The sequence below is a fragment of the Phenylobacterium sp. FG114 genome (assembly GCF_057809855.1).
Window position 1 is genome coordinate 17018 of record NZ_JBMDKU010000014.1, and the last position, 20339, is coordinate 37356.

The window sequence follows — 20339 nt, forward strand, 5'->3', positions numbered from 1 at the left end:
CCGAGCCTGTGCGCCCCGCCGCCCGTCCGATGACCGGCTTTCTAGCGACGCTCACCCCAGATCAACGCAGGGAAGCGCTTGCTTATTGCGGCGAGGATCATCACGGCTGACATCGGTCATCCGTCGCCCTTTACCCGTTTCTGACGCGCCTCTTCGGTTTTCAACTGCTCCGGCGTAACGCGGAAAAGCCCCCTCGCGAGGGCTTCGAAGTTACCGCGAGTGACCTTGTCCTCGGGCGCCTCGTTTTCCGCGTCCTTGCGGACGCCTTCAGGCGGCGGATGAGAAGGCATGGCTCGTCAGGTCTTTCCACGTCAGCCGCTTACCGGCGACCGATCCTAGCACAGAGCGGAAGCGGGTCAGATCGGTTCCCTTCCGCTCGTTGTAGGGGAAGGCCTGTTCGCCGATGTAGGCGTTCAGGTGCTGGGGATCGACCGAGACGTACGTGCCCTTGATCGACCGCTTCAGAAGGCTCCAGAAGTTTTCCACTGAGTTCGAGTGGACGTTGCCTTTCACGTACTCGATGGCGTGGTTCACGTAGGCGTGGACGTATTCCTTGCCGAGCCCGCGATAGGACATGTGGGTCGGTGTAGAGGTTCGCGCCCGCCTCGACGTTGGCCCGCACGAAGCCCTGAATGTTCTTCGCGTTGCGGTCGCGGATCACGCGGGCGTGGACGCGGCTTGCAACGGTGCCGTCGCCGCGCTGGATGATGCCCATGACATCGGCCTTGTCGGCATCGCCGCCGCCAGCCGTGACGCGCTGCTTGCGCTTCTTCTCGTGCATGTTCTTCGCGAGCCCGCCGATGAACGTCTCGTCCGCCTCGACGGTGCCGTTGAACTTCTCGATGCCGCCCGCGTCCATCGCGACCCGGATGCGATGCAGAACGAACCAAGCCGACTTCTGCGTCACGCCGGTAGCGCGGGCCAGTTCGTACGAGGAAATGCCGTTCTTGCAGTTGGCGACCGACCAGATCGCGACGAACCACACGTCCAGCGGAAGGGCGCTGTCCTCAAAGATCGTCCCGGTCTTCACGGTGAACTGCTTCTTCGGGTGCCTCTCCTTGCACTCGAACAGGCGGCGCGGGGTCTCCTTGCCGGTCTTGCGGTTCTTCGTGGTCGCCACGAAATAGCGCACGTCGGTGCGGCCGCAGGTCGGGCAATGGACGCCGCCCGGCCAGCGGAGTTGAACCGCCAGGTCATGGGTGCGCTGCGCGTCGGCGAAGTACCGAACCGCTTCCATCAGCGTCTTGGGTTGGGGCAGCGTTTCCATGCGCCAAAAATAGGCGCGGGCAGTTACTGCGTCAAGTCAATTATTGCCACGCGGCGATATGAACAAAACGAGAACATCAATAGGCGCGCGCGTCAAGCCTCAAGATCAGAGGAGGGCCGCCGCTCCCGCCGGAGGCTTCGCTCGGCTTCAGACCGGGACGGTTCGCCGGGCCGCGTCGCCGGCCGCCTGCTGGTTGATGAGCGTGCGGACCAGGTTGACCAGGGAGCTGCGGACCTCGGGCGCGAGGCGCTCATAGGCCGACAGCAGCTCGAGGGCGCCTGGCGTGCGCATCCGCGTCAGCAGGTCCAGGTCCTCGGCGGTCTCCTTGTCGGCGCCGTCGAAGACATCCATCAGGTCGGTCACGCGGCATCGGAGCGCGCGCGAGATCTGCACCAGGCGCGAAAACGAGATGCGGTTCGCGCCGTTCTCGTACTTCTGGATCTGCTGGAAACTGACCCCGCACTGTTCGGCGAGCGCCTCCTGCGACATCCCGATGGTCCTGCGCCGAATGCGCACCGCGGCCCCGAGCGCGATGTCCATCGGATCAGGAGCCTTGGTCGAAACCTCGGCCATCTGTTTCAATCCTTCCCTTGCGCGATGTCCCCGTCCGACACCGCAAGCCCTAGTTGCGACTAAAGTCCTTTGTCTTGGAACTGCAAAGCTTTTTCAGCCCTGAGGAGAGTCCCGTGCAACCAGCTGCGTTTGCGGCGTCGGTCGCGCGGTCAAGGTCTTGGTAACCGAAACACCGCGGAACTGCAGGTCGTAGGAGTAACGATTCCCAAGGCCATGCGCGTCATTCAGCTGCATCCCCCGTTCGACCACGGCGCCGCGCTCCGGGTTCCCCCGGCGCACGACAAAAAAAACTGGTCGGTGCTTTGGCAGTGGCTGGGCGAGGACGCCCAGTCGGTGGCCGAGGCGTCCGCCGCCGTCCAGGTCCGCACGCCCGAAGGACCGGTCGTCGCCCATTGCGGCGACTGGATCGTGCTCTCGCACTCGGGCTCGTTCCACGTCGCTCACACCTCGCGGCCGCTGGATTCGTAGGTTCCGTGCGCCGAGATCGCCCAACGAGCCGTGTCATCCCCGCTCTCCGCTGCGCTCCGGCTCGGATGACAGATCTTTTTCTTTCTGACGCTCGAGAGCCCGCGACCTCAGGGCTTCCAGGAGATCCTGACGCCCAGCTTGTGGGGCTTCATCTCGACCGCCGGGCTCGGGCGGTAGGCCGCCAGGGTCGCGGCGTTCCATGACAGGCGGTAGCGGACGAGATAGCCGTCGTGGTCCGAAAGGGCGCGCTTCGACGACGTGGCCGTGAACAGCGCCTCGCTGCGGATCGGCTGTACGCGGACCGCGCCCTGGCTGAAAGCCTGCAGGTCCTGGGTGCGGAGCCAGGGCTCGGACGTGGCGTCGGCAGCGCCCTCGCCGCAGCCCGAGGCCGGCTGGCTGCAGAATTCGCCGACCACCGTGTAGGGCCGCTCCATCGCCTCATAGTAGTAGCGCGCCGGCGAGTTGCGGATGTTGAAGTCGCCGCCCAGCAGCAACGGGTTCGCGCGCTCGCGGTTGGCGTCCAGGAAGGCCGACAGTTCGCGGACCTGGCCATTATGGGCCGGCAGGGTGCGCGAGCGCGGCGCCATCGAGGCCTTGCGCGAGTTCATGTGGGTGTTGACCACGTCGATGGTGGCGGGCACCCCGGCCGGGGCCAGGCGCACCAGCATGGCGCCCTTGTTGGCCAGGCAGTCGAAGCCCGCGCAGTTGTTGTAGGCGGCGCTGCGCACGTCGAGGATCGGCGCGTCGCTGAAGACGTGCAGGCCGCCGCCCATCAGCTTGCCGACGCCCTCGCCGCGGAAGACGTCGCGGGCGGCCAGGACGGCGCCCTGGAATGGCGTGCGGTCGGCGCGGCCGGGACCCTGGGCCCAGTAGCGATAGCCGCTCTCCTCGAAGAGCCGGCGGACCTCGCCGCGGAAGCCTTCCTGGATCAGGACCACGTCGGGCTGGCGGCCCTCGCGGCGGAGGGCGGCCAGTTCGCGGCCGATCTCCCGCAGCGCGGCGCCGCGCCCCAGGGCGATGGGCCAGGGCAGGCCGCGCACGTTGTAGGTCAGGACGCTGAGCTCGGCCTGCCGGAGCGACGGCTGGGAAGAGACCGCTCGAAGCGGCGCGGTCGACGTGACGCCCCCCGCCGTAATCTCGGCGGCCGGAGCCGAATAGGCGGCCGGCGGGGTAATCGGTTCCAAGTACATCTCTCGCCGCTCCAGGACATGCGGCCCCGTTGCTTGGCGGAAATCCCCCGATTCCGCGGCGACGAAGCATCGCGTTGTTCAAGTACGGCCCGATGTATTTTCGATCTTGTCCGGGCGAGGCTGGAAATGACCTGAATCGTTTACCGGCATGTGACAGTTCGAACGTCGTTTCGCGACATGCAGGACCCGCCGCAGGGGGTGACGCGGAGGCAGGCGCGATCTGGGCCATAGTCGCCGCCGGACACTTCGGAGGACGGCATGAGCGATATCCTAACGGTCGAGGACCTGGAGGGCGGCGCCCAGCGCCTGACCATGAACCGGCCCGACCGGCTGAACGCCCTCAACCAGCCGATGGCCGAGGGACTGCTCGCCTATTTCGAGGGCCTGCGGCGCAACCGTGACGTCCGGGTGGTGATCGTGCGCGGGGCGGGCCGGGCGTTCAGCGCCGGCGCCGACCTGAAGGCCATGGGTAGCCCCGAGGCGCTGCAGGACGGGCCGCGCGGCGACTGGGTGCTGCGCGACCTGATGCGGGCGATGCGCGTCTGCCCGCAGCCGCTGGTGGCCACCGTGCGCGGGGCGGCGGCGGGCGGCGGAATGGCCATCGCGCTGAACTGCGACATCATCCTGGCCAGCGAAGGCGCCGCGTTCCACTCGGCCTTCACGGCGATCGGCCTGTCCGGCACCGAGTTGGGCGTGAGTTGGCGTCTGCAGCGCATGATCGGGATCTCCAAGGCGCGAGAGGTGCTGATGGCCGGTCGGCCGCTGCCGGCGCAGGCGGCGCTGGAGGCCGGGCTGCTGTCGGCGGTGACGCCCGAGGAGGGGCTGGACGAAGCGGGCCTGGCCATGGCGCGCGACATGCTGAAGGCGGCGCCCGACGCGCTGCGCCTGTCCAAGCGCGCGATGGACGCCTCCCTCGAACAGCCCAGCTTCGACGCGGCGGTGGAGGCCGAGGAACGCAGCCAGATGCTGATGATCGTGCGGCGCGGCCGGGAGTAGGCTTACGCCGGCAGCACGCCGCGTCGGTCGTTCCGACCTGGGATGACAGGGAGATCAACGAGGCCCTGCCTAGCCCGCCTCCTCCGGGATCACGTCCACCTCGACCTTCAGGGTCTGGACGCCCGAGGCCAGGATGACGCCGTCGATCGGCGCGACGTCGGCGTAGTCGCGGCCGATGGCCAGGACGAGGTGGTCGTCGCCCGCCAGGATCGCGTTCGTGGGATCGAAGCCAACCCAGCCCAGCGCGTCGCCGCACCAGACCGAGACCCAGGCGTGAGTGGCGTCGGCGCCTTCCAGCCGCGGCTGGCCCGGCGGAGGGATGGTGCGCAGGTAGCCCGAGACGTACTTGGCGGGCAGGCCCAGGCCGCGCAGGCCGCAGATCATGATCTGGGCGAAGTCCTGGCAGACGCCGTGGCGCGCCTCGAACGCCTGGGCCACGGGGGTCGAGACCTCGGTCGCGCCCGGATCGTACTTGAACTCGGCGAAGATGCGCCGGTTGAGCTCGGACAGGGCGGCGACGATGGGCCGGCCGGCCGCGAAGCTCTGGCGCGCATAGTCGGTGATCGCGGGAACGATGGGCGTGCGGGGCGTGGGAAACAGGTACGACGCGGGGCCCTCAGGCGAGAGATCGGCGGTGGCCAGCGCCCGGCCGCGGACGGCCTCCCATGGCGGGCTGGCGTCGGGATCGCCGGGCGGCGGGACGTGGACGTCGATACGAGAGGTGGCCTCGATCACCAGGGCCTTGTGCGGCGTGTCGACGGTGACGGTGAGGATTTCTGCGCCGAACGGGCCGATGCGCGCGACGCGGGCCGACGGCGGCGGGGTGACGGCGATGGCGCTCTCGAGCACCGTCTGGGTGGCCGAGGCGCGGGGCGTCAGGCGCAGGACGCAGCGGGCGAACGACACCTCCTGCTCGTAGCTGTAGGTGGTGCGGTGCCGCAGCCGGTACCTCACGCCAGCCCCACCAGCTTGACGGTCGGGACCGCGTTGGCGCCCTGCAGGAAGAAGCGGTCGGCCACGGCGTTGGACAGCCGCATCAGCGCGCGCTCGTAGCCCAGCACCTTATCGGCGTGGAGGGCGGCGGCGTCGGCGGTCTCCAGCTCGGCGGCGAGCGGCAGCAGGATCTTCGACGGCTCCTCCAGGATGCCGTCCTCCTGCAGCGTCGGCAGGACGGCCAGGTGATCCTTCAGCGCCGCCACCTGGAAGGCGACCGAGCGGGTGTTGTACGGGTCGAGCATCACCAGGTCGCGGACGGCGGTCAGCGCCAGGCCGACGAGGTAGCGGGCGCGGTAGGTGATCTGGCTGTCGTTGAGGTCGAGCAGCAGGTCGAGGTCGTCGATGGTGGCCGCGTCGTGGGCCAGGGTGCGGGCCAGCTGGCAGGTGGCGGCGCCCCGCTCGATGCGCCGGCCCATATCGAGGAAGCGCCAGCCGGCGACCCGGTTCATGTTCTCCTGGGTGAGGCCCGCCAGCCCGGCGATGTGGCGGAGCGCGTTCTCGACCTGCTCCAGGGCCTGGGCCTCGGAGTTGATTTCGTTGGCGCCCCCGGCCAGATCGCCCTCCAGGTCGACCAGCAGCCCCCAGAAGTCGGCGGACAGCCGCTCGCGCATGCCGGAGGCGGTGCGCTTGGCCGCGCGGACGAGGTAGGTCACCGAGCCCCAGGCGCCGGCGTCGTGCAGGGCGTCGCGGGCGGAGTCCAGGGCGCGGGCGGGCCGCGCCTCGCCGCTGAGCGCGCCCCAGTCGACCAGCACCTTGCGCAGCGACTCGAAGGTCTGGCCGCGACCGTGCAGCGAGGACTCGGAGTCCATCAGGCTGGAGCACAGGGCGCGGACCATCCGCAGCGTCGCCTCGGTGCGCTCGATGTAGCGGCCCAGCCAGAACAGGTTGTCGGCGGCGCGGCTGGGCAGATGGCCCAGGATGCGCCGCACCTTCACCTCGTCGCCCGCGGCGATGAGGGTGAGGCGTTCGACCGGCTTGTCGTCGACAACCCAGACGTCGGCGGTGCGCGCGCCCTCGCCCATGGAGATCACCCGGGCGTCGAGATGGTCGGAGGTGCGGCAGAAGCCGCCGGGCAGGATGCGCAGGCCCTCCGGCGTCATGGCCGCGAAGACCCGGAGGGTGAAGGGGGCGGGCTGCAGCCGGCCGTCGCGCAGGACCGGCATGGTGGAGAGCTGGGCGATCTCCTGGCCGACGAAGTCGCCCGGCCGCTCGGCCATCCGCTGGCGGAGCAGGGCCTTGTCGCCGGGCGTGAGGTCGGCGGCGAGGCGCGGGCCGGCGAAGAGGCCGGGGTTCTGGAAGGCGGGGGCGATGGCGAGCTGGTCGAGGCGGCTTTCGACCAGGGCCTGCTCCGTGGGCTGGCCGCACCACCAGGTCGCGATGTTGGGCAGCTTCAGGGGCTCGCCCAGCAGGCGCTCGCAGAGGCCGGGCGCGAAGCTCATCAGGGCGCGGGACTCCACCAGGCCCGAGCCCGGCATGTTGAGCACGGTGACCCCGCCGGCGCGGATCGCCTCCAGCATCCCCGGCGTGCCCAGGCGCGACGCGGCGTTGAGCTCCAGCGGGTCGAGGAAGTCGGCGTCGACCCGGCGCAGGATGACGTCGGCGCGCTTCAGGCCGGCGATGGTGCGCACCCAGACCTTGCCGTCGCGGGCCACCAGGTCGTCGCCCTCGACCAGCAGGAAGCCGAGGTAGCGTGCGAGATGGGCCTGCTCGAAATAGGTCTGGCTGAACGGGCCGGGGGTGAGCAGGCAGATGCGCGGCTCGGCCCGGTCGGCGGTGGCGGCCAGCCCGCGCCGCAGGGCGTCGAAGAAGGGCGCCAGGCGGTGGACGTTCAGGCCGTTGTAGAGGTTGGGGTAGGCGCGGGAGACGACGAGGCGGTTTTCCAGCGCATAGCCCGCGCCCGAAGGCGCCTGGGCTCGGTCGTCCAGCACCCACCAGCGGCCGTCGGGGCCGCGGCCGAGGTCGGCGGCGTAGAGCTGGAGGTAGCGGCCGGCTGGCGGTGGCGCGCCGCGCATGGAGCGCAGGAAGTCCGGACTGCCGGTCACGACGGCGGCGGGCAGGGCGCCTTCGCTCACCAGCCGGCCCTCGCCGTAGATGTCGCGGAGGATGGCCTCCATCAGCTCCGCGCGCTGGGCGACGCCGGCGGCGATCCGGTCCCATTCGCCCTGGGGCAGGATCAAGGGCAGCGGGTCCAGTGGCCAGCTACGCTCGGTCTCTTCCCCGTAGATGCGGTACGAGGCGCCGGAATCGCGAATGTGGCGCGCGGCCATCCCGAAGCGGCCGTCCGAATCCGCGTCGGGGTAGCTTGCGAACTCACGCAGGAAGCCGAGCCAGTGCTCGCGGGGCCGGCCGTGGGCGTCCACCAATTCGTCCGGCACGCCGGGCAAGGGGCGGTAGCCCGCCAGCCATTCGGCCAGCCGGCCTTCGTTGGCGCGCGCCGCGGTGGAAGTCCCTGCCACTTCTGCGTTCCCTGCCCGACGCCTGATCTTTCCGAGACCGTAGCATATCCGGCTAGTATGGCGGGGCTTCAGCCGGGGGATTCGATGCTTCGCCTGTTCCTGTCGGTCGACATGGTGGGTTCGACCGAGTTCAAGGCCCGCTTCACCGGCCAGGGGTCGGAGGGCTGGCTCGGTATTTTCCAGACCTTCTTCACCAGCTTCCCGCTGATGGCCGCCGGGCAGATCGGCATGGAGTTCCTGGACGACGACGCGACGCCGGCGATCGACGTCTGGAAGGTGATGGGCGACGAGGTGGTGTTCGTCACCCGGCCGTCCTCGCCGGAAGAGCTGACCTCGATCCTGATCGCGCTGCTCAGGACCATGCAGCTCTACGAGGACCGCCACTTCCAGCAACTGCCGCTCCGGCTGAAGGGCACGGCCTGGCTGGCCGATTTCGCGGGCCAGAACATCGAGGTGGAGATCCCCGAGCTCTCCAGCGGCACGGGCGCGCACCTGGACTTCATCGGGCCCGACATCGACCTGGGCTTCCGGATCAGCAAGTTCGCGCGGCCGGGCAGCCTGGTGATCTCGCTGGACGTGCTGGAGGTCGTGCTGGGCGCCCGCAACGCCGGCGAGGCGGCGCTGTACCTGATGGGCAAGGAACCGTTGAAGGGCGTGATGTTCGGTCGCCCCTATCCCATCGTCTGGCTGCTGGCGGCCGACAGCAAGTTCGCCTTCCTGCCGTGGGAGGTGGAGCAGGATCCGCTGATGGCCCAGGCGCTGAGGACCGAGCCCGCCTCCACCGCCGACCTGCGCCGCGTCATCGACGACATGCGCCACTATCTGAAGAAGGTGCACGGCCGGGAACGGCCGCCGGTGAAGCTCGGCTAAGGCCGACGCGCGCCCCCGCCGGGTCGGCGAGGGCGCGGCTCGACCTCGGGCGCCGCTAGAACGCGCCGCCCATCGGCCGGACGATGATCTCGTTCACGCCCACCTCGGCCGGTTGCTCGATCGCGTAGCGGATGGCCCGGGCGATCACGTCGGGCTTCAGGGCCACGGCGCGCGCCTCGTGGATCGCGGCCGCCGTCGCGGGGTCGGTGATCGTGCCGGCCAGCTCGCTCTCGACGACGCCTGGCGAGATGATGGTGGCGCGGATGTCCGGATGCTCCTGGCGGATGCCGTCGGTGATGGCCCAGACGGCGTATTTCGTGGCGCTGTAGACCGCGCACGTCGGATAGACTTGGTGGGCGGCGACCGACGCCACGTTGACGAAGTGCCCGCCGCCTTGGGCCTGGAACCGCGGCAGGGCGGCGGCCACGCCGTTCAGCACCCCACGGATGTTGACGTCGATCATGTTGTCCCATTCGGCGGTCTTGAGCGCGGCCAGGGGCGATAGCGGCATGACGCCGGCGTTGTTCACCAGCACGTCGATGCGTCCGAAGCGGGCCTCGGCGAAGGCGACGAAGGCTTCGACATCCTCGCGGCGGGTGACGTCCAAGGCCTGGAACTCGGCCTCGCCCCCGGCGGCGCGGATCTCCTCGACCAGCTTCTGGAGGCGCTCGGTTCGGCGCGCGCCGACGACGACCTTCATGCCGGCAGCGGCGAGCAGGCGGGCGGTGGCCTCGCCGATGCCGCTGCTGGCGCCGGTCAGGGCGACGACTTTCTGAGAGGTGTCGGACATGGTGTTGGCTCCTTTCGGCCGGCCGCTTCGTGCCGCCGGCGATCGAGCCGTTGTGCTTCCGCCCGCCGCCAGGGCGGTAGAACGGCCCTCCAGGATTCTTGCACGATCCTACGACGCCGCCGCGCCGGATGTTGCATCTGCTCCCGTCCGATGAGAGGACAGAGCATGTCCAAGATTGACGCAATCGCCGACGTGATCGCTCGCCATGTTCCGGCGAACGGGATGCACGCGAGCGCGCTGCCTCGCGTCAGCCTTGTCCGATCCTGCACGCCGACGGACTCAGTGCACACGGTCTACAAGCCGTCGCTCTGCATCATTGCCCAGGGCAGCAAGCAGGTGGAGCTTGGCGGGCGCAGCTATTTCTACGACCCGGCGACCTACCTGGCCGTGTCGGTCGACCTGCCGCTGGTTGGCTCGGTGCTGGAGGCCACGCCCGAGCGGCCCTACCTGTGCCTGGTCCTGGACATCGACCTCGCCGTCCTGTCCGACCTGATGCTGCGGCATCCGCCGGAGCCGGGCCCCGAACCCAGGGGACCCGCGATCGGGGTCAGCGAGGTGGAACCCGGCCTGTTGGACGCGGTGTTCCGACTCGTCAGCCTGCTCGACGCGCCCAAGGACGCGGACGCCTTGGCGCCGCTCGCCGAACGGGAAATCCTCTATCGGCTATTATCGGGCGGCCAAGCGGACAGCATCCGCCGGATCGCCAGCGCCGAGGGCCGGTTGCGGCAGGTGAGCCGCGCGATCACCTGGCTGCGCGAGAACTATGCCAAACCGGTCAGCGTGGAGCGGTTGGCGGTGGACGTCGGCATGAGCCCGTCGTCGTTCCACAGTCACTTCAAGGCCGCCACCACCATGAGCCCCTTGCAGTTCCGCACCCGCGTGCGGCTGCAGGAGGCTCGGCGGATGATGGTCGTGGAGGGGATGGACGCGGCCAGCGCCGGGTTCGCGGTGGGCTACGAGAGCCCTTCGCAGTTCAGCCGAGACTACAGTCGCCTCTACGGCGCCCCGCCCCTGAAGGATGTGCTGCGGCTGCGCGCGTCGCCCGAGTACGCGATGGTGGCCTAGGCGAGGTCGGCCGAAGTCCCGGGCGTCAGGCTCCCGCCCCTTCGTACCGCACCACCAGGATGGCGATGTCGTCGGACTGCGGCGTCGCGCCGACGAAGACGCGGACGTCTTGCGCCAGGCCTTCGGCCAGGTGACGGGCGTCGTCCTGGGGCCGGGCGGCGTTGAGCGCGGCTTCGATGCGAGCCGTGGTGTAGAGATCGTCGTCGGCGTTGGCGGCCTCGGACACGCCGTCGGTGAACAGCAGCAGGGCGTCGCCGGGGCTCAGGGCGAAGGTCGAGGTCTGGTAGGGGGCGTCCTCTATGACGCCTAGGGCCATGCCCTTCAGCTTCGGCAAGCGCTCCACCTTGCCGTCCGCCCGGCGGACGAAGGGCGCCTCGTGGCCGCCGTCGGAATATTCGACCACGCCGGTGCGCAGGTCGAGGATGCCGGTGAAGGCGGTGACGAACATCTCCTGGGCGTTGTCGCGCGCCAGCTCGTTGTTGACCCGCGACATCAGATCGCCGGTCGAGGCCGCCGACAGGGCGGTCGCCTTGAAGAGGGTGGTGGTCATGGCCATGAACAGGGCCGCCGGCACGCCCTTGCCCGAAACGTCGCCCACCACGAAGAACAGCCGGTCGCGGTCGAGCAGCGCATAGTCGTAGAGGTCGCCGCCCACGTGCTTGGCCGACTCCAGGAGGGCGAAGACGTCGATGTCGCGGCGTTCCGGGAAGGGCGGGAACACCCGGGGCAGCATGCCCACCTGGATGTCGCGCGCGGCCGACAGCTCGCCCTCGACCCGCTCGCGCGCGGCGGTGGCCTGTTGCATCTCGAGGAGGTAGCGCTGCAGCCGGGCGATCATGGCGGTCATGGCCTCGGCCAGGCTGCCCACCTCGTCGGGCCGCCGCCGGCTGATGGCGTTCATGGCCGCCAGTTCGCGCTCGTCGGGCTGGAAGTTGCGCTGGCCCATGTTGCGCGTGAATTCGGTGAGCCGCATCAGCGGGCCGACGATCCGGTCGACCAGCAGCCAACCGAGCGCCATCGAGAGCGCGAACATGGCCGTGCCGACGGTCACCGACATCTGCAGCGCCTTGATCAGGCGTTGCTGCACCATGGCCAGGTCGACGTCGGCGCCGATGACGTAGGTGCGCTCGTCGACGCCGCGGACGGGCAGGTAGATCGAGCGGAAGCGGCCGAAGCTGTCCTTGTATTCGTCGAACCGAACCTCACCATCCTCGAAGGCCTGGTAGAGCGACTTGGGCGCGGTGTCGTAGAGGGCGAAGAACGGGGTCTGGGCGCGCTTCTCGATCTCGCGCGGGGTGGCGCTGGTGGCGACCGTGCGGATCTCGTCCCCGAACTTCATGTAGGTATAGACGTAGACCAGGTCGGAGCGGGCCGCGAAGCGCGACAGGCGGTATTGCAGCCGATCATACTCGGCCTTCGGGATCGACTCGGGGCCGATGATGCGGGCGTGGTACTCGTCCGGGACGATCTCGTTCACCGCGAGCACGGCCGTGCGCAGCCGGCCGTCGATGCCCTCGACGATCTCGTGGCGGTCGATGTTGTAGAGCACGACCGAATAGGCGGTGGCCGAGATCAGGCTCAGCGCGAACAGCAACAGCAGCAGCTGGGTCTTCAGCCCGAACCGCCGGCGGCGCGCGGCCATTTCTGCGGCGGGCTCGTTCATCGCGCTGGCGGGACCTGTCGGCGAAGGGTTCGGGAAGGCGAAGCTAGTCTATAGAAAATTAGGGCGTGGACGTTAACGCGGTACGAGCGGCGTGACCGCCGCGGGGAAAAACGTGCAGCTCCTGTTGAATCGTCTGTTCCGGGTCGAGCGCGGCGAGTGGCCGAAGCTCCTGCAGTTCGGGCTGTTCGGCCTGCTGCTGCAGACCGGCATGGGCGTTGGCTTCGCGGCCGGGGACGCGGCGTTCCTGAGCCACGTGGGCCCCGACAAGCTGCCGGTGATCTTCCTGCTGACGCCCGCGGTGATGCTCGTCTACACGGCGATCTTCTCGTACCTGCTGGTGCGGTTCTCGATCGACCATGTGGTGGACGTGACGCTGGCGGCGCTGATCGCCGGCGGAGCGATCCTCTGGGGGCTGATCCAGCTGGGCCTGCCCGAGCCGTTCCAGACAGGGCTCTACTACGTCCTCAAGCTGTACCTGGCGATGTGGTACATCGCGCTCTACTCGCTGTTCTGGAACTTCACCGACGCCTACTTCGACATCCAGGACGCCAAGCGGCTGTTTCCGCTGTTCGCCGCGTTCTGCGCGCTGGGCACCACGATCGGGGCGCTGATCGTCAGCCTGTTCGCCGCCGTCATCCCGATGCACGGCTTCCTGCTCGTCTGGGCGGCGGTCGCCCTCGCCACCGCGCCCGTGGCGCTGCTGCTGCGCAGGCGATGGACCCGCATCGCCGACAGCGACACCGACCTCGACGCCGAGGACAAGGGCGTGCTGAGCCAGCTCGGCCAGGTGGGCCGGGCGTTCAAGACCTCGCCTTATGCGGTCACGCTGGTGCTGACCCTGTTCGTCACCCTGCTGATGACCAACTTGGCCGAGTACCAGTACTCGACGGTGCTGCAGAAGGGCCGGAGCGAGGCGGATCTCGCCGCCCTGTTCGGCCAGCTGTATGCGGGCGCCAGCATCTTCAACCTGGTCGTCTGCCTGTTCGTGTTCAACCGGCTGGTGACGCGGGCGGGCGTGCGCAACGTGGCCCTGATCCTGCCGCTGACCTATTTCGCGGTCTTCGCCTATTTCTTCCTGGCGGGCGGCACGCCGGCGGCCCTGGCGGCCTTCTTCGCCTATCACGGCGTGCTGACCTCGATCGAGTACAACAACCAGAACCTGCTGTTCAACGCGACCCCGTCGCAGGTGAAGCGGCCGTTCCGCACGGTGGTCGAGGGCCTGGCCGAACCGCTGGCCAGCCTGCTGGCCGGCGGCTTCCTCCTGCTGGCGGCCAAGAACGCCGACATGCGCGAGCTATCGGGAATCGGCGTGCTGCTGGGCGCGGCCCTGATCGCCGTGGTGATGGCCCTGCGCCACTTCTATCCCGCCGCCATGGAAGCCAACATGCGTCGAGGCTGGCTGAACTTCGGCGACCCCGACCTGCAGGCGCCGAAGTTCGACGAGGCGGCGACGGCCATTCTGCGCGAGACGTCCGGCCAGGCGGACTCCGGGGCGGCGGCCGCGGCCCGGGCGCTGCTGCACGGCAAGGCCGGCAAGGCCGCGCCGCGGGAATCCGCGCTCGAGGCCGAGGCGTCCGAAGCCACCGAGGCCTTCGCCGCGAAGCTCTCGGATCCGTCGCCGTCCGTGCGCAAGGCGGCGCTGCTGTCGCTGGCCAGCCTGGTGGGGCCCGGCGACATCGGCCTGGTGGCGCCGCTGGTGCAGAGCCTGCCCGCGATGGATCGCGCAAGCCGGGCGACGATCCTCACACTGTTGGGCGTCATCGGCGACGTCGAGGCGATCCCGCAGATCCTCGCCGCGGCTGCCCGGCTGAGCCCACGCGAGCTGCGCGCCACTGAGGCCCTGCTGGTCGACCTGGGCGAGGCGGCCATCCCACGGCTGATGCAGGCGCTGACCAGCTACCAGACGCCCTACCGCGCTCGCGCCGTGGCCGCGCGCGCGCTCAGCAGCCTGTCGCACGCCCAGTTCGTGTCGCAGCTGGACCGGTTGGTGCGCGAGGAGCTGGACGAGACCGGCCACAGGCTGGCCGTCGCCGAGCGGTTCGCCGCCGAGCGTGACCGCTCTCCCGCGCTGGAGCTGCTGGCCGAAGCCTATCGCCAGCGAATCGGCGAGTCGGTGGACTTCACCCTGGAACTGCTGGCCCTGGGCGGCCTGCTGCCCGACTTCGACCTGTTGATCGTCTCGTTGCACTCGGCCAACCCGAAGGTGCGCGGCAATGCGGTGGAGACCATCGCCACCGGGGTCGGACATGCCACGTGGCGGCGGCTGGAGCCGCTGATCAACCGCACGGGCGCCACGGTGGCGGCCGGGGGAGACCTTGTCGAACTGCTCCGCGGCGCGGTCGAGGACGGCCAGGGTTTCGAGGCGGCGGCGGCGGCGCAGGCGCTGCGCGACCAACTTCCGCAGGCCGAGCTGGCGGGCGCGCTGCGGCGGGGCCTGAAGCCCGGCCTGGCGCCGATCTTCCGCGATAGCTTCGCCAGCCTGCTGGCCCTGGAGAGCGGCAAGCCGACGGTAGTGGACCTGGTGGCGGCGGTGCGCGCGGCCCCGGACTTCGCCTCCGCCTCCATCGACGCCCAGGTGGCGCTGGCCGAACGGGCGACGACCCAGCCCACGGCTGCCCGGCGCGCCGTGGAACTCGCCGTCGGCGGACGTCCGTTCTGGATCCCCCGCGCCGACGTGGAGGAGGTGGCCGCCCGTTACGCCGACCTGGCGCTGACGATGCTCAAGGCGAAGGACGACCGGTCCTATGCCGTCTGACGGGACACCAATCAAAACCCTGCTGTGGCGGACGTTCACCCCCGCCATCCTGGTGCTGGCCATCGCCCTGGGCGCGCTGGTCTACAATCGCCTGTACGACACCATCCTGGACGGCTTCTCGCGCAAGCTGATCACCACGAGCGCGCTGACCGGGGCCCTGATCGATCCCGCCGACCACGACTTCCTGCTCCGCGCGGCGCAGGTGAAGGCGCCCGCCGAGAACGTCGAGGAGATGGCGCAGTACCGGCGCAACGTCGAGCCGATGCGGCGCATCCGCCGCGAGCTGGGCCTGACCTACCTCTACACCCAGGCGCTCGGCGGGCTGAAGGACGTGATCTACGTCCTGGATTCCACCGAGGGCGACGAGCACTCGCTGATCGGCTCGGAGGACGAGCTGACGGCCGAGACGCGTACCGGCCTGCGGCGCACCACGCGGGACGGCACGATCTATGTCTCGCCGATCGAGTTCCAGGAGCAGTGGGGGCTGCTGAAGACGGCGGCGGCGCCGGTGCGCAGCCGCGAGGGCAAGATCGTCGCCACCGCCGGCGCCGACGTGAACATCTCGGTGATCGAGGTGGCGACCCAGAACGCGCTGTTCGCCAGCGCCCTGATCGGCGTGGCCTCGCTGGCGGCCTCGGCGCTGGTGACGTTCCTGATCGTCCGCTGGGTGGCTCTGCCCATCGAGGGGCTGAAGGCCGATGCGCTGCGCATCGCCGCCGGCGACCGGGCCCCGCCCGCGAAGATGAAAGGTCCGCGCGAGGTCTCGCGGCTGCGTGAGGCGCTGGCCGAGCTGGCGACCCACCTGATCGGCGCCATGCGCCAGGCGTGGGTGGACACGCTGGTGCTCGACGGACAGCGCAACGCGGCCCGGCTGACGGAAGCGCTGCCCGAGGCCGCGCCCGTGCGCCTGGTCGACGGGGTGACCTGGACGCCGCGCGGCGAGGGCCTGGAGGTCCGCCTGGAGCATCGCGCGATGGTGGAACTGGCGCGGCGCTTCGCGGCCGATCCCAAGCTGGCCACGGGCTGGCGGGACCTGGCGATCGCCCGCCATGGCGAGTTCTCGGAGGCGCGCGCATGATCGGGCCGGAGATCGTTCGGCGCCTGTTCGCGCTGCGCGCCATCGGTCCGTTCCAGCGGCTGGAGGACGCCGAACTGCTGCTGATTGCCCGCCACGCCCGGTCGCGGACGTTCGCGCCCGGCAGGCTGGTGATTCCCGCCGGAACGGTGGCCGACGCCCTGTTCGTGGCCGTCGCAGGCGCCGCCCTGGCGGATGGCAAGCCGACGCCTGCGGTGTTCGATGCGCCCGGGCTGCTGTTCGGCCTGGCCACGCCGAGCGATCATTCCGCCGGGCCGGAGGGGTTGGAGGCGCTGGTGATCGCCAAGCCGCACGTCTTCACCATCGCGCGCGAGTGCCCGGAATTCGTCGTCGGCCTGCGCGACCTGGTGGGGGCGGCATGAGCATTCGCCGGACCTTCCTCCTGCTGATCGCGCCGCTGTTCCTGCTGCTGGCCGGGGTGAACGGCGCGCTGCTCTATTGGTGGGAGCGCGCCGAGGCCGAGCGGGGGCTGGCGAGCCAGGCCATCGCCGCCGCCGTGACCACCGCCGCCTTCGCCGACGCGTCCGAAGACCTGGCGGGGGCGTTGGCCGAACCGGGCCGGGCCGCGGCCTTGCGCGACGCGGTTCACCGCGTGGAGGGGCTGAAGGGCCTCTATCTCGTCACGCCCGACGGCGCGACCCGACGGCTCGCCGGCCAGCCATCGACGTTCTGGCCGGGTGTGTTCGAGGCGCCGCGCGCGCCGGTCTCCGCGCCGATCCACTCCGACGCGTCGGGGCTGCGACGGGCGACGGGGTTGGCGCCCGTCAGGGGCGGCGGCTTCGTGATCGCCCAGATCGACGCCGAGCCGCTGTTCGCGCAGGTGGCGGGCCTGCAGCGGCTGGTGGTGGGCCTGGTCATCGCCGCCGGCCTGCTGGGGCTGGTGATGGCGCTGGTGATCTCGCGGATCATCGTGGGCGAGCTGGCGCGCAACAGTGCGACCATCGCCGCCATCCGGGCGGACGTGCCCGCCGAGGACGCCGACGGCTTCGCGATCCGGGAAACCCGCGACCTGGCGTTGGCGGTGCGTCTGATGCGGACCAGCGTCGCGGGCCGCCTGGCGCGGGGCCGTCGCGAACTGGCCCGCCGCGATCGCGCGCGCGACGAGGCGGTGAGCGTCGCGGCCTATCGCGAGACCTCGTTCCCGCCGCTGGCAGCCGACGCCGCCGGGGCGGCGGTGGCCGCGCGGATGCTGGGCGACGCGCCGCCGGGCACCTTCCACGTGCTGTGCGTAGGCGGCGAGCGGGCGGTCCTGGTGCTGGGCATATGCCGGGGCGACAGCCCTTCGGCCGCCCTGGCGCAGGCCCTGGCCGCGCGCGGCTTCCTGGAGCAGAGGCTGCTGGAAGGATCGCCCGCCGACCGCATCGAGCAGGCCCGCAGCGCGTTCGCGCTCGAGCGCGTCGCCTGGTTGGAATGGTCGGCGAGCGCCCCGCCGGCGGCGCAGGCGCTGGCCCTCCTGGAGGGGGATGCGGCCGAACGGGTGCAGGCCTATGTGGCGCGCGCGGCGGGGGTCAGCCCCGAGGCGATGATCGACGATCTCGCCCTACTGCTGGACGCCAACGGCGTGCTGGCGTTCGTGAACTCGACGTCAGGTCAGGCCGGCCAGGGCTGAGTCGACGTCGGCCTCGATGCTGAAGATGCTGGAGAAGCCGGAGATGTCGAACACCTCCCGAACCGACTCCGAGAGCCCGGTGAGGACCAGCTTGTGTCCCTTGGCGCGGGCGGCCTTGGCGCCGATCAGCAGGACGCGCAGACCCGCGGAACTGACGTAGGGCACGTCGGCCAGGCTGAGCACCACCTTGTCGTTGGCCTGCACCCGGGGCGGCAACACGGCCTCCAGCTCACCGGCCGAGCCGGAGTCGAGCCGTCCCGAGGCCGAGAGCACGAGCGCGCCGCCGCGGGTTTCTTCCTTGATCTGCATCGGGGCCTCGGGATCGGCCGCGCGGGCGGCCGTTGAGATAGTTCGCGGGGCGACTAGACTGGCAACCGTGAGTCCCCGCAAGGCCCCGGAGCCCGCGCGATCTATGGAACCCGACTTCGCCCATAGGCTGCCCGCGGGGGGCGGAGGCCTGACGACGCTGCTCGACACCCTGGAGGCGGAACTCGCCGGCCGAGGCGTGCCGATGGCGGCGGTCAGCTCGGTGCTGATCGCGGCCGACGAGGTGATCAGCAACGCCCTCAACCACGGCGGCGCGGCGGCCTCGGTGGAGGTGGCGGGCAAGGTGGCGGACGGCGAGGTGACGGTGCGCATCACCGACAACGGGGTGGCGTTCGATCCGCTGGCGGCCGAGGCGCCGGACACCACGCTGTCGCTGGAGGAGCGGGAGATCGGCGGCCTGGGCGTCCATCTCGTCCGCAAGTTGATGGACCACGTCGCCTATACGCGCCTGGGTAAGTATAACTGTTTGCAGTTTTCCAAGAGCTACGCGGCACCGTCGGATTCCCGACAGACCGCCGACGGGGCATCCTAGGTCGAAATGCCAGCTTCCCACGAATCGCAGGCCCCCGGCGCGCCGGACGAGGCCCTCGAAGTCTGCGACACCGATTCCGAGTACGGATTGGGCGTCCGCACGCTGGTCCCGCGCGGCCGCGGCGAGGTGATCCATCGCTTTACCGGCGTGGTCACGCCCGAGCTTAAGCAGCACACCCTGCAGGTCAGTCCCGGGCTGCACATCTCGGAGACGAAGGTCATCGGCTTCCTGTCGCACAGCTGCGAACCGGACTGCCGGCTCGACATGGCGCGGTCGGAGGTGCTGGCGCTGCGCGACATCCGGGCCGGCGACCTGCTGACGATCGACTACGCCGAGACCGAGGACGTGCTCTTCCGCCAGTTCGCCTGCCACTGCGGCGCCAAGACCTGCCGGCACTGGATCACCGGCCGGCTGGAGGCGCCGAACGCCGAGGGACAGGCCTATCTGGCGAGGCTCGAACGGTGAGCTCCGCCGGTGCGGGGTTCTGGTGGGCCCGCGACGACCTCGGCTTCGAGAACGGCCGGCTCTGCCTGGCGGGCCAGGACTTGGGCGGCCTCGCCGAGACCGTCGAGGGGCCGGTCCACGTTCTGAGCGCGGCGCGCGTGGCGGCCAATCTGTACCGGGTGCGGGAGGCGCTGGCGGCCACCGGCGGGCCCTCGCGGCTCTACTACGCCATGAAGGCGAACCGGTTCGAACCGCTGCTGCGGGCCATCGCCAAGAGCGGCCGCTGCGGCGTGGACATCTGCTCGCCGAACGAGCTGGACCGGGCGCTGGATTGCGGCTTCGCCCCGGCCGACATCAGCTTCACGGGGACGGCGGTGTCGAACCGCGACCTGGACCGGCTGCTGGCCGAACCGGACATCACGATCAACTGCGACTCCATCGGCATGATCCGGCGGATCGGCGAGCGGATGCCTGGTCGGGCCATCGGCATACGCGTGAACCCCGAGCGTGGGACCGGCTACAGCGGGGCGGAGAAACTGACCTACGCCGGCGAGGCGGTGACCAAGTTCGGCGTCTATCGCGAACAGTGGGCGGCCGCGCGCGAGACGGCGCGGGCCCACGGGCTGCGGATCACCGGCCTGCATTTCCACGTGGGCTGCGGCTGGCTGAATCGCGAGCTGGAGGCCTGGGACGCCGCGGTCGAGGCGGGGCTGGCGTTCGCCGACGACCTGCCGGACCTGCGCACGGTCAATGTGGGCGGGGGCCTGGGCCTGCCGCACCGCGAGGGCGACGTGGCGCTCGACCTCGGCCTCTGGGCGGCGGCGCTGCGGCGGCGGTTCGCGGGCCGGGGCGTCACCGTGGCGGCCGAGCCCGGCGACTACATCGTGAAGGACGCGGGCGTCCTGGTGCTGCAGGTCACCGACGTGGAGCGCAAGAAGGACGTGACCTTCGCCAGCGTGGACGGCGGCTTCAACCTGGCGCCCGAGCCGGCCTATTACGATCTCCCGTGCGAGCCGGTGGCCTGCGCGCCCCGCAGCCTGGACCGCGCGACATGGAAGCCCGTGACCATCGCCGGCAACATCAACGAGGCGCTGGACATCTGGGCTCGTGGCAAGCCGATGCCCGAGTTGCGCGAAGGCGACCGGATCGCGTTGCTCAACGCCGGGGGCTACGCCGCCGCCATGAGTTCGAACCACTGCATGCGCGGGGACTTCACCGAGATACTGCTGCCGGCGTGACTCC

General features: G+C 70.2%; 19 protein-coding genes and 1 pseudogene. 11 read left to right on the top strand and 9 right to left on the bottom strand.

All coding sequences use genetic code 11. The annotated features are described in order from the left end of the window. Positions 1–116 precede the first annotated feature (116 nt). The 3 genes and pseudogenes from ACODSY_RS20640 to ACODSY_RS20650 all read right to left on the bottom strand — a co-directional run bounded on the left by ACODSY_RS20640 (position 117) and on the right by ACODSY_RS20650 (position 1840). Positions 117–290, bottom strand: coding sequence for a hypothetical protein (locus tag ACODSY_RS20640; protein ID WP_488953927.1), 174 nt, complete (start codon positions 288–290; stop codon positions 117–119). Then, positions 268–1267, bottom strand: a pseudogene (locus ACODSY_RS20645) (IS1595 family transposase). Before ACODSY_RS20645 ends, ACODSY_RS20640 begins: the two are co-directional and overlap by 23 nt. 147 nt (positions 1268–1414) lie before the next feature. Beyond that, a complete protein-coding gene (locus ACODSY_RS20650; protein ID WP_488953771.1) occupies positions 1415–1840 on the bottom strand; it encodes a helix-turn-helix domain-containing protein in 426 nt (141 codons plus the stop codon). Positions 1841–2053: 213 nt separating this feature from the next. On the opposite strand from ACODSY_RS20650, the gene ACODSY_RS20655 reads away from it, so the two are divergent. Then, complete coding sequence (locus ACODSY_RS20655) at positions 2054–2308, top strand: hypothetical protein (RefSeq protein WP_488953772.1); 255 nt, start codon at positions 2054–2056, stop codon at positions 2306–2308. Positions 2309–2415: 107 nt separating this feature from the next. On the opposite strand, the gene ACODSY_RS20660 is transcribed toward ACODSY_RS20655, so the two are convergent. After that, complete coding sequence (locus ACODSY_RS20660) at positions 2416–3498, bottom strand: endonuclease/exonuclease/phosphatase family protein (RefSeq protein WP_488953773.1); 1083 nt, start codon at positions 3496–3498, stop codon at positions 2416–2418. A 258-nt stretch (positions 3499–3756) separates the two neighbouring features. Here ACODSY_RS20660 and ACODSY_RS20665 point away from each other — a divergent pair, with 258 nt between their 5' ends. Further along, on the top strand, positions 3757–4494 hold the full coding sequence (locus ACODSY_RS20665) for an enoyl-CoA hydratase/isomerase family protein (protein WP_488953774.1): 738 nt from the start codon (positions 3757–3759) through the stop codon (positions 4492–4494). A gap of 69 nt (positions 4495–4563) precedes the next feature. Here the strand turns inward: ACODSY_RS20665 and ACODSY_RS20670 are convergent, their stop codons facing one another. Continuing rightward, entirely contained in the window at positions 4564–5448 is an 885-nt protein-coding gene (locus ACODSY_RS20670; protein WP_488953775.1) for a transglutaminase family protein, read from the bottom strand. Next, positions 5445–7946 (bottom strand): circularly permuted type 2 ATP-grasp protein, encoded by a 2502-nt coding sequence (locus ACODSY_RS20675; protein WP_488953776.1) that lies wholly within the window; start codon positions 7944–7946, stop codon positions 5445–5447. Before ACODSY_RS20675 ends, ACODSY_RS20670 begins: the two co-directional genes overlap by 4 nt. Positions 7947–8030: 84 nt before the next feature. Here ACODSY_RS20675 and ACODSY_RS20680 point away from each other — a divergent pair, with 84 nt between their 5' ends. After that, entirely contained in the window at positions 8031–8816 is a 786-nt protein-coding gene (locus tag ACODSY_RS20680; protein WP_488953777.1) for a nucleotidyl cyclase domain-containing protein, read from the top strand. 55 nt (positions 8817–8871) lie between these two features. On the opposite strand, the gene ACODSY_RS20685 is transcribed toward ACODSY_RS20680, so the two are convergent. Next, positions 8872–9606, bottom strand: coding sequence for an SDR family oxidoreductase (locus ACODSY_RS20685; protein WP_488953778.1), 735 nt, complete (start codon positions 9604–9606; stop codon positions 8872–8874). 165 nt (positions 9607–9771) lie between these two features. On the opposite strand from ACODSY_RS20685, the gene ACODSY_RS20690 reads away from it, so the two are divergent. Next, positions 9772–10671 (top strand): AraC family transcriptional regulator, encoded by a 900-nt coding sequence (locus tag ACODSY_RS20690; protein WP_488953779.1) that lies wholly within the window; start codon positions 9772–9774, stop codon positions 10669–10671. 25 nt (positions 10672–10696) lie between these two features. Here ACODSY_RS20690 and ACODSY_RS20695 read toward each other — a convergent pair whose 3' ends face one another. After that, on the bottom strand, positions 10697–12334 hold the full coding sequence (locus ACODSY_RS20695; protein WP_488953780.1) for a PP2C family protein-serine/threonine phosphatase: 1638 nt from the start codon (positions 12332–12334) through the stop codon (positions 10697–10699). Between the two features lie 112 nt (positions 12335–12446). Between ACODSY_RS20695 and ACODSY_RS20700 the strand changes: the two genes are divergently transcribed. The 4 genes from ACODSY_RS20700 to ACODSY_RS20715 are packed head-to-tail and all read left to right on the top strand — an operon-like array spanning position 12447 to position 17794. Continuing rightward, positions 12447–15089: a hypothetical protein gene (locus ACODSY_RS20700; protein WP_488953781.1), complete on the top strand. Its 2643-nt coding sequence runs from the start codon at positions 12447–12449 to the stop codon at positions 15087–15089. Continuing rightward, the gene (locus ACODSY_RS20705) at positions 15079–16167 is read left to right on the top strand and encodes a methyl-accepting chemotaxis protein (RefSeq protein ID WP_488953782.1); all 1089 of its coding nucleotides are present in this window, start codon (positions 15079–15081) and stop codon (positions 16165–16167) included. The genes ACODSY_RS20700 and ACODSY_RS20705 overlap by 11 nt, the downstream gene beginning before the upstream one ends. Beyond that, positions 16164–16547 carry a cyclic nucleotide-binding domain-containing protein gene (locus ACODSY_RS20710; protein ID WP_488953783.1) on the top strand — a complete coding sequence of 128 codons (384 nt, stop codon included), beginning with the start codon at positions 16164–16166 and terminating at the stop codon, positions 16545–16547. The genes ACODSY_RS20705 and ACODSY_RS20710 overlap by 4 nt, the downstream gene beginning before the upstream one ends. Then, entirely contained in the window at positions 16544–17794 is a 1251-nt protein-coding gene (locus ACODSY_RS20715; RefSeq protein WP_488953784.1) for a hypothetical protein, read from the top strand. The genes ACODSY_RS20710 and ACODSY_RS20715 overlap by 4 nt, the downstream gene beginning before the upstream one ends. Here ACODSY_RS20715 and ACODSY_RS20720 read toward each other — a convergent pair. After that, entirely contained in the window at positions 17771–18103 is a 333-nt protein-coding gene (locus tag ACODSY_RS20720) for an STAS domain-containing protein (RefSeq protein ID WP_488953785.1), read from the bottom strand. The two genes, ACODSY_RS20715 and ACODSY_RS20720, sit on opposite strands and share 24 nt — an antisense overlap. A 103-nt stretch (positions 18104–18206) precedes the next feature. Here ACODSY_RS20720 and ACODSY_RS20725 point away from each other — a divergent pair, with 103 nt between their 5' ends. From ACODSY_RS20725 to ACODSY_RS20735, 3 genes are read left to right on the top strand one after another with little or no spacing between them, the layout of a single operon-like run. Then, the gene (locus ACODSY_RS20725) at positions 18207–18653 is read left to right on the top strand and encodes an ATP-binding protein (RefSeq protein ID WP_488953786.1); all 447 of its coding nucleotides are present in this window, start codon (positions 18207–18209) and stop codon (positions 18651–18653) included. 6 nt (positions 18654–18659) lie between these two features. Then, the gene (locus ACODSY_RS20730; protein WP_488953787.1) at positions 18660–19118 is read left to right on the top strand and encodes an SET domain-containing protein-lysine N-methyltransferase; all 459 of its coding nucleotides are present in this window, start codon (positions 18660–18662) and stop codon (positions 19116–19118) included. Beyond that, positions 19115–20335: a diaminopimelate decarboxylase gene (locus ACODSY_RS20735; protein ID WP_488953788.1), complete on the top strand. Its 1221-nt coding sequence runs from the start codon at positions 19115–19117 to the stop codon at positions 20333–20335. The genes ACODSY_RS20730 and ACODSY_RS20735 overlap by 4 nt, the downstream gene beginning before the upstream one ends. Positions 20336–20339 lie beyond the last annotated feature (4 nt).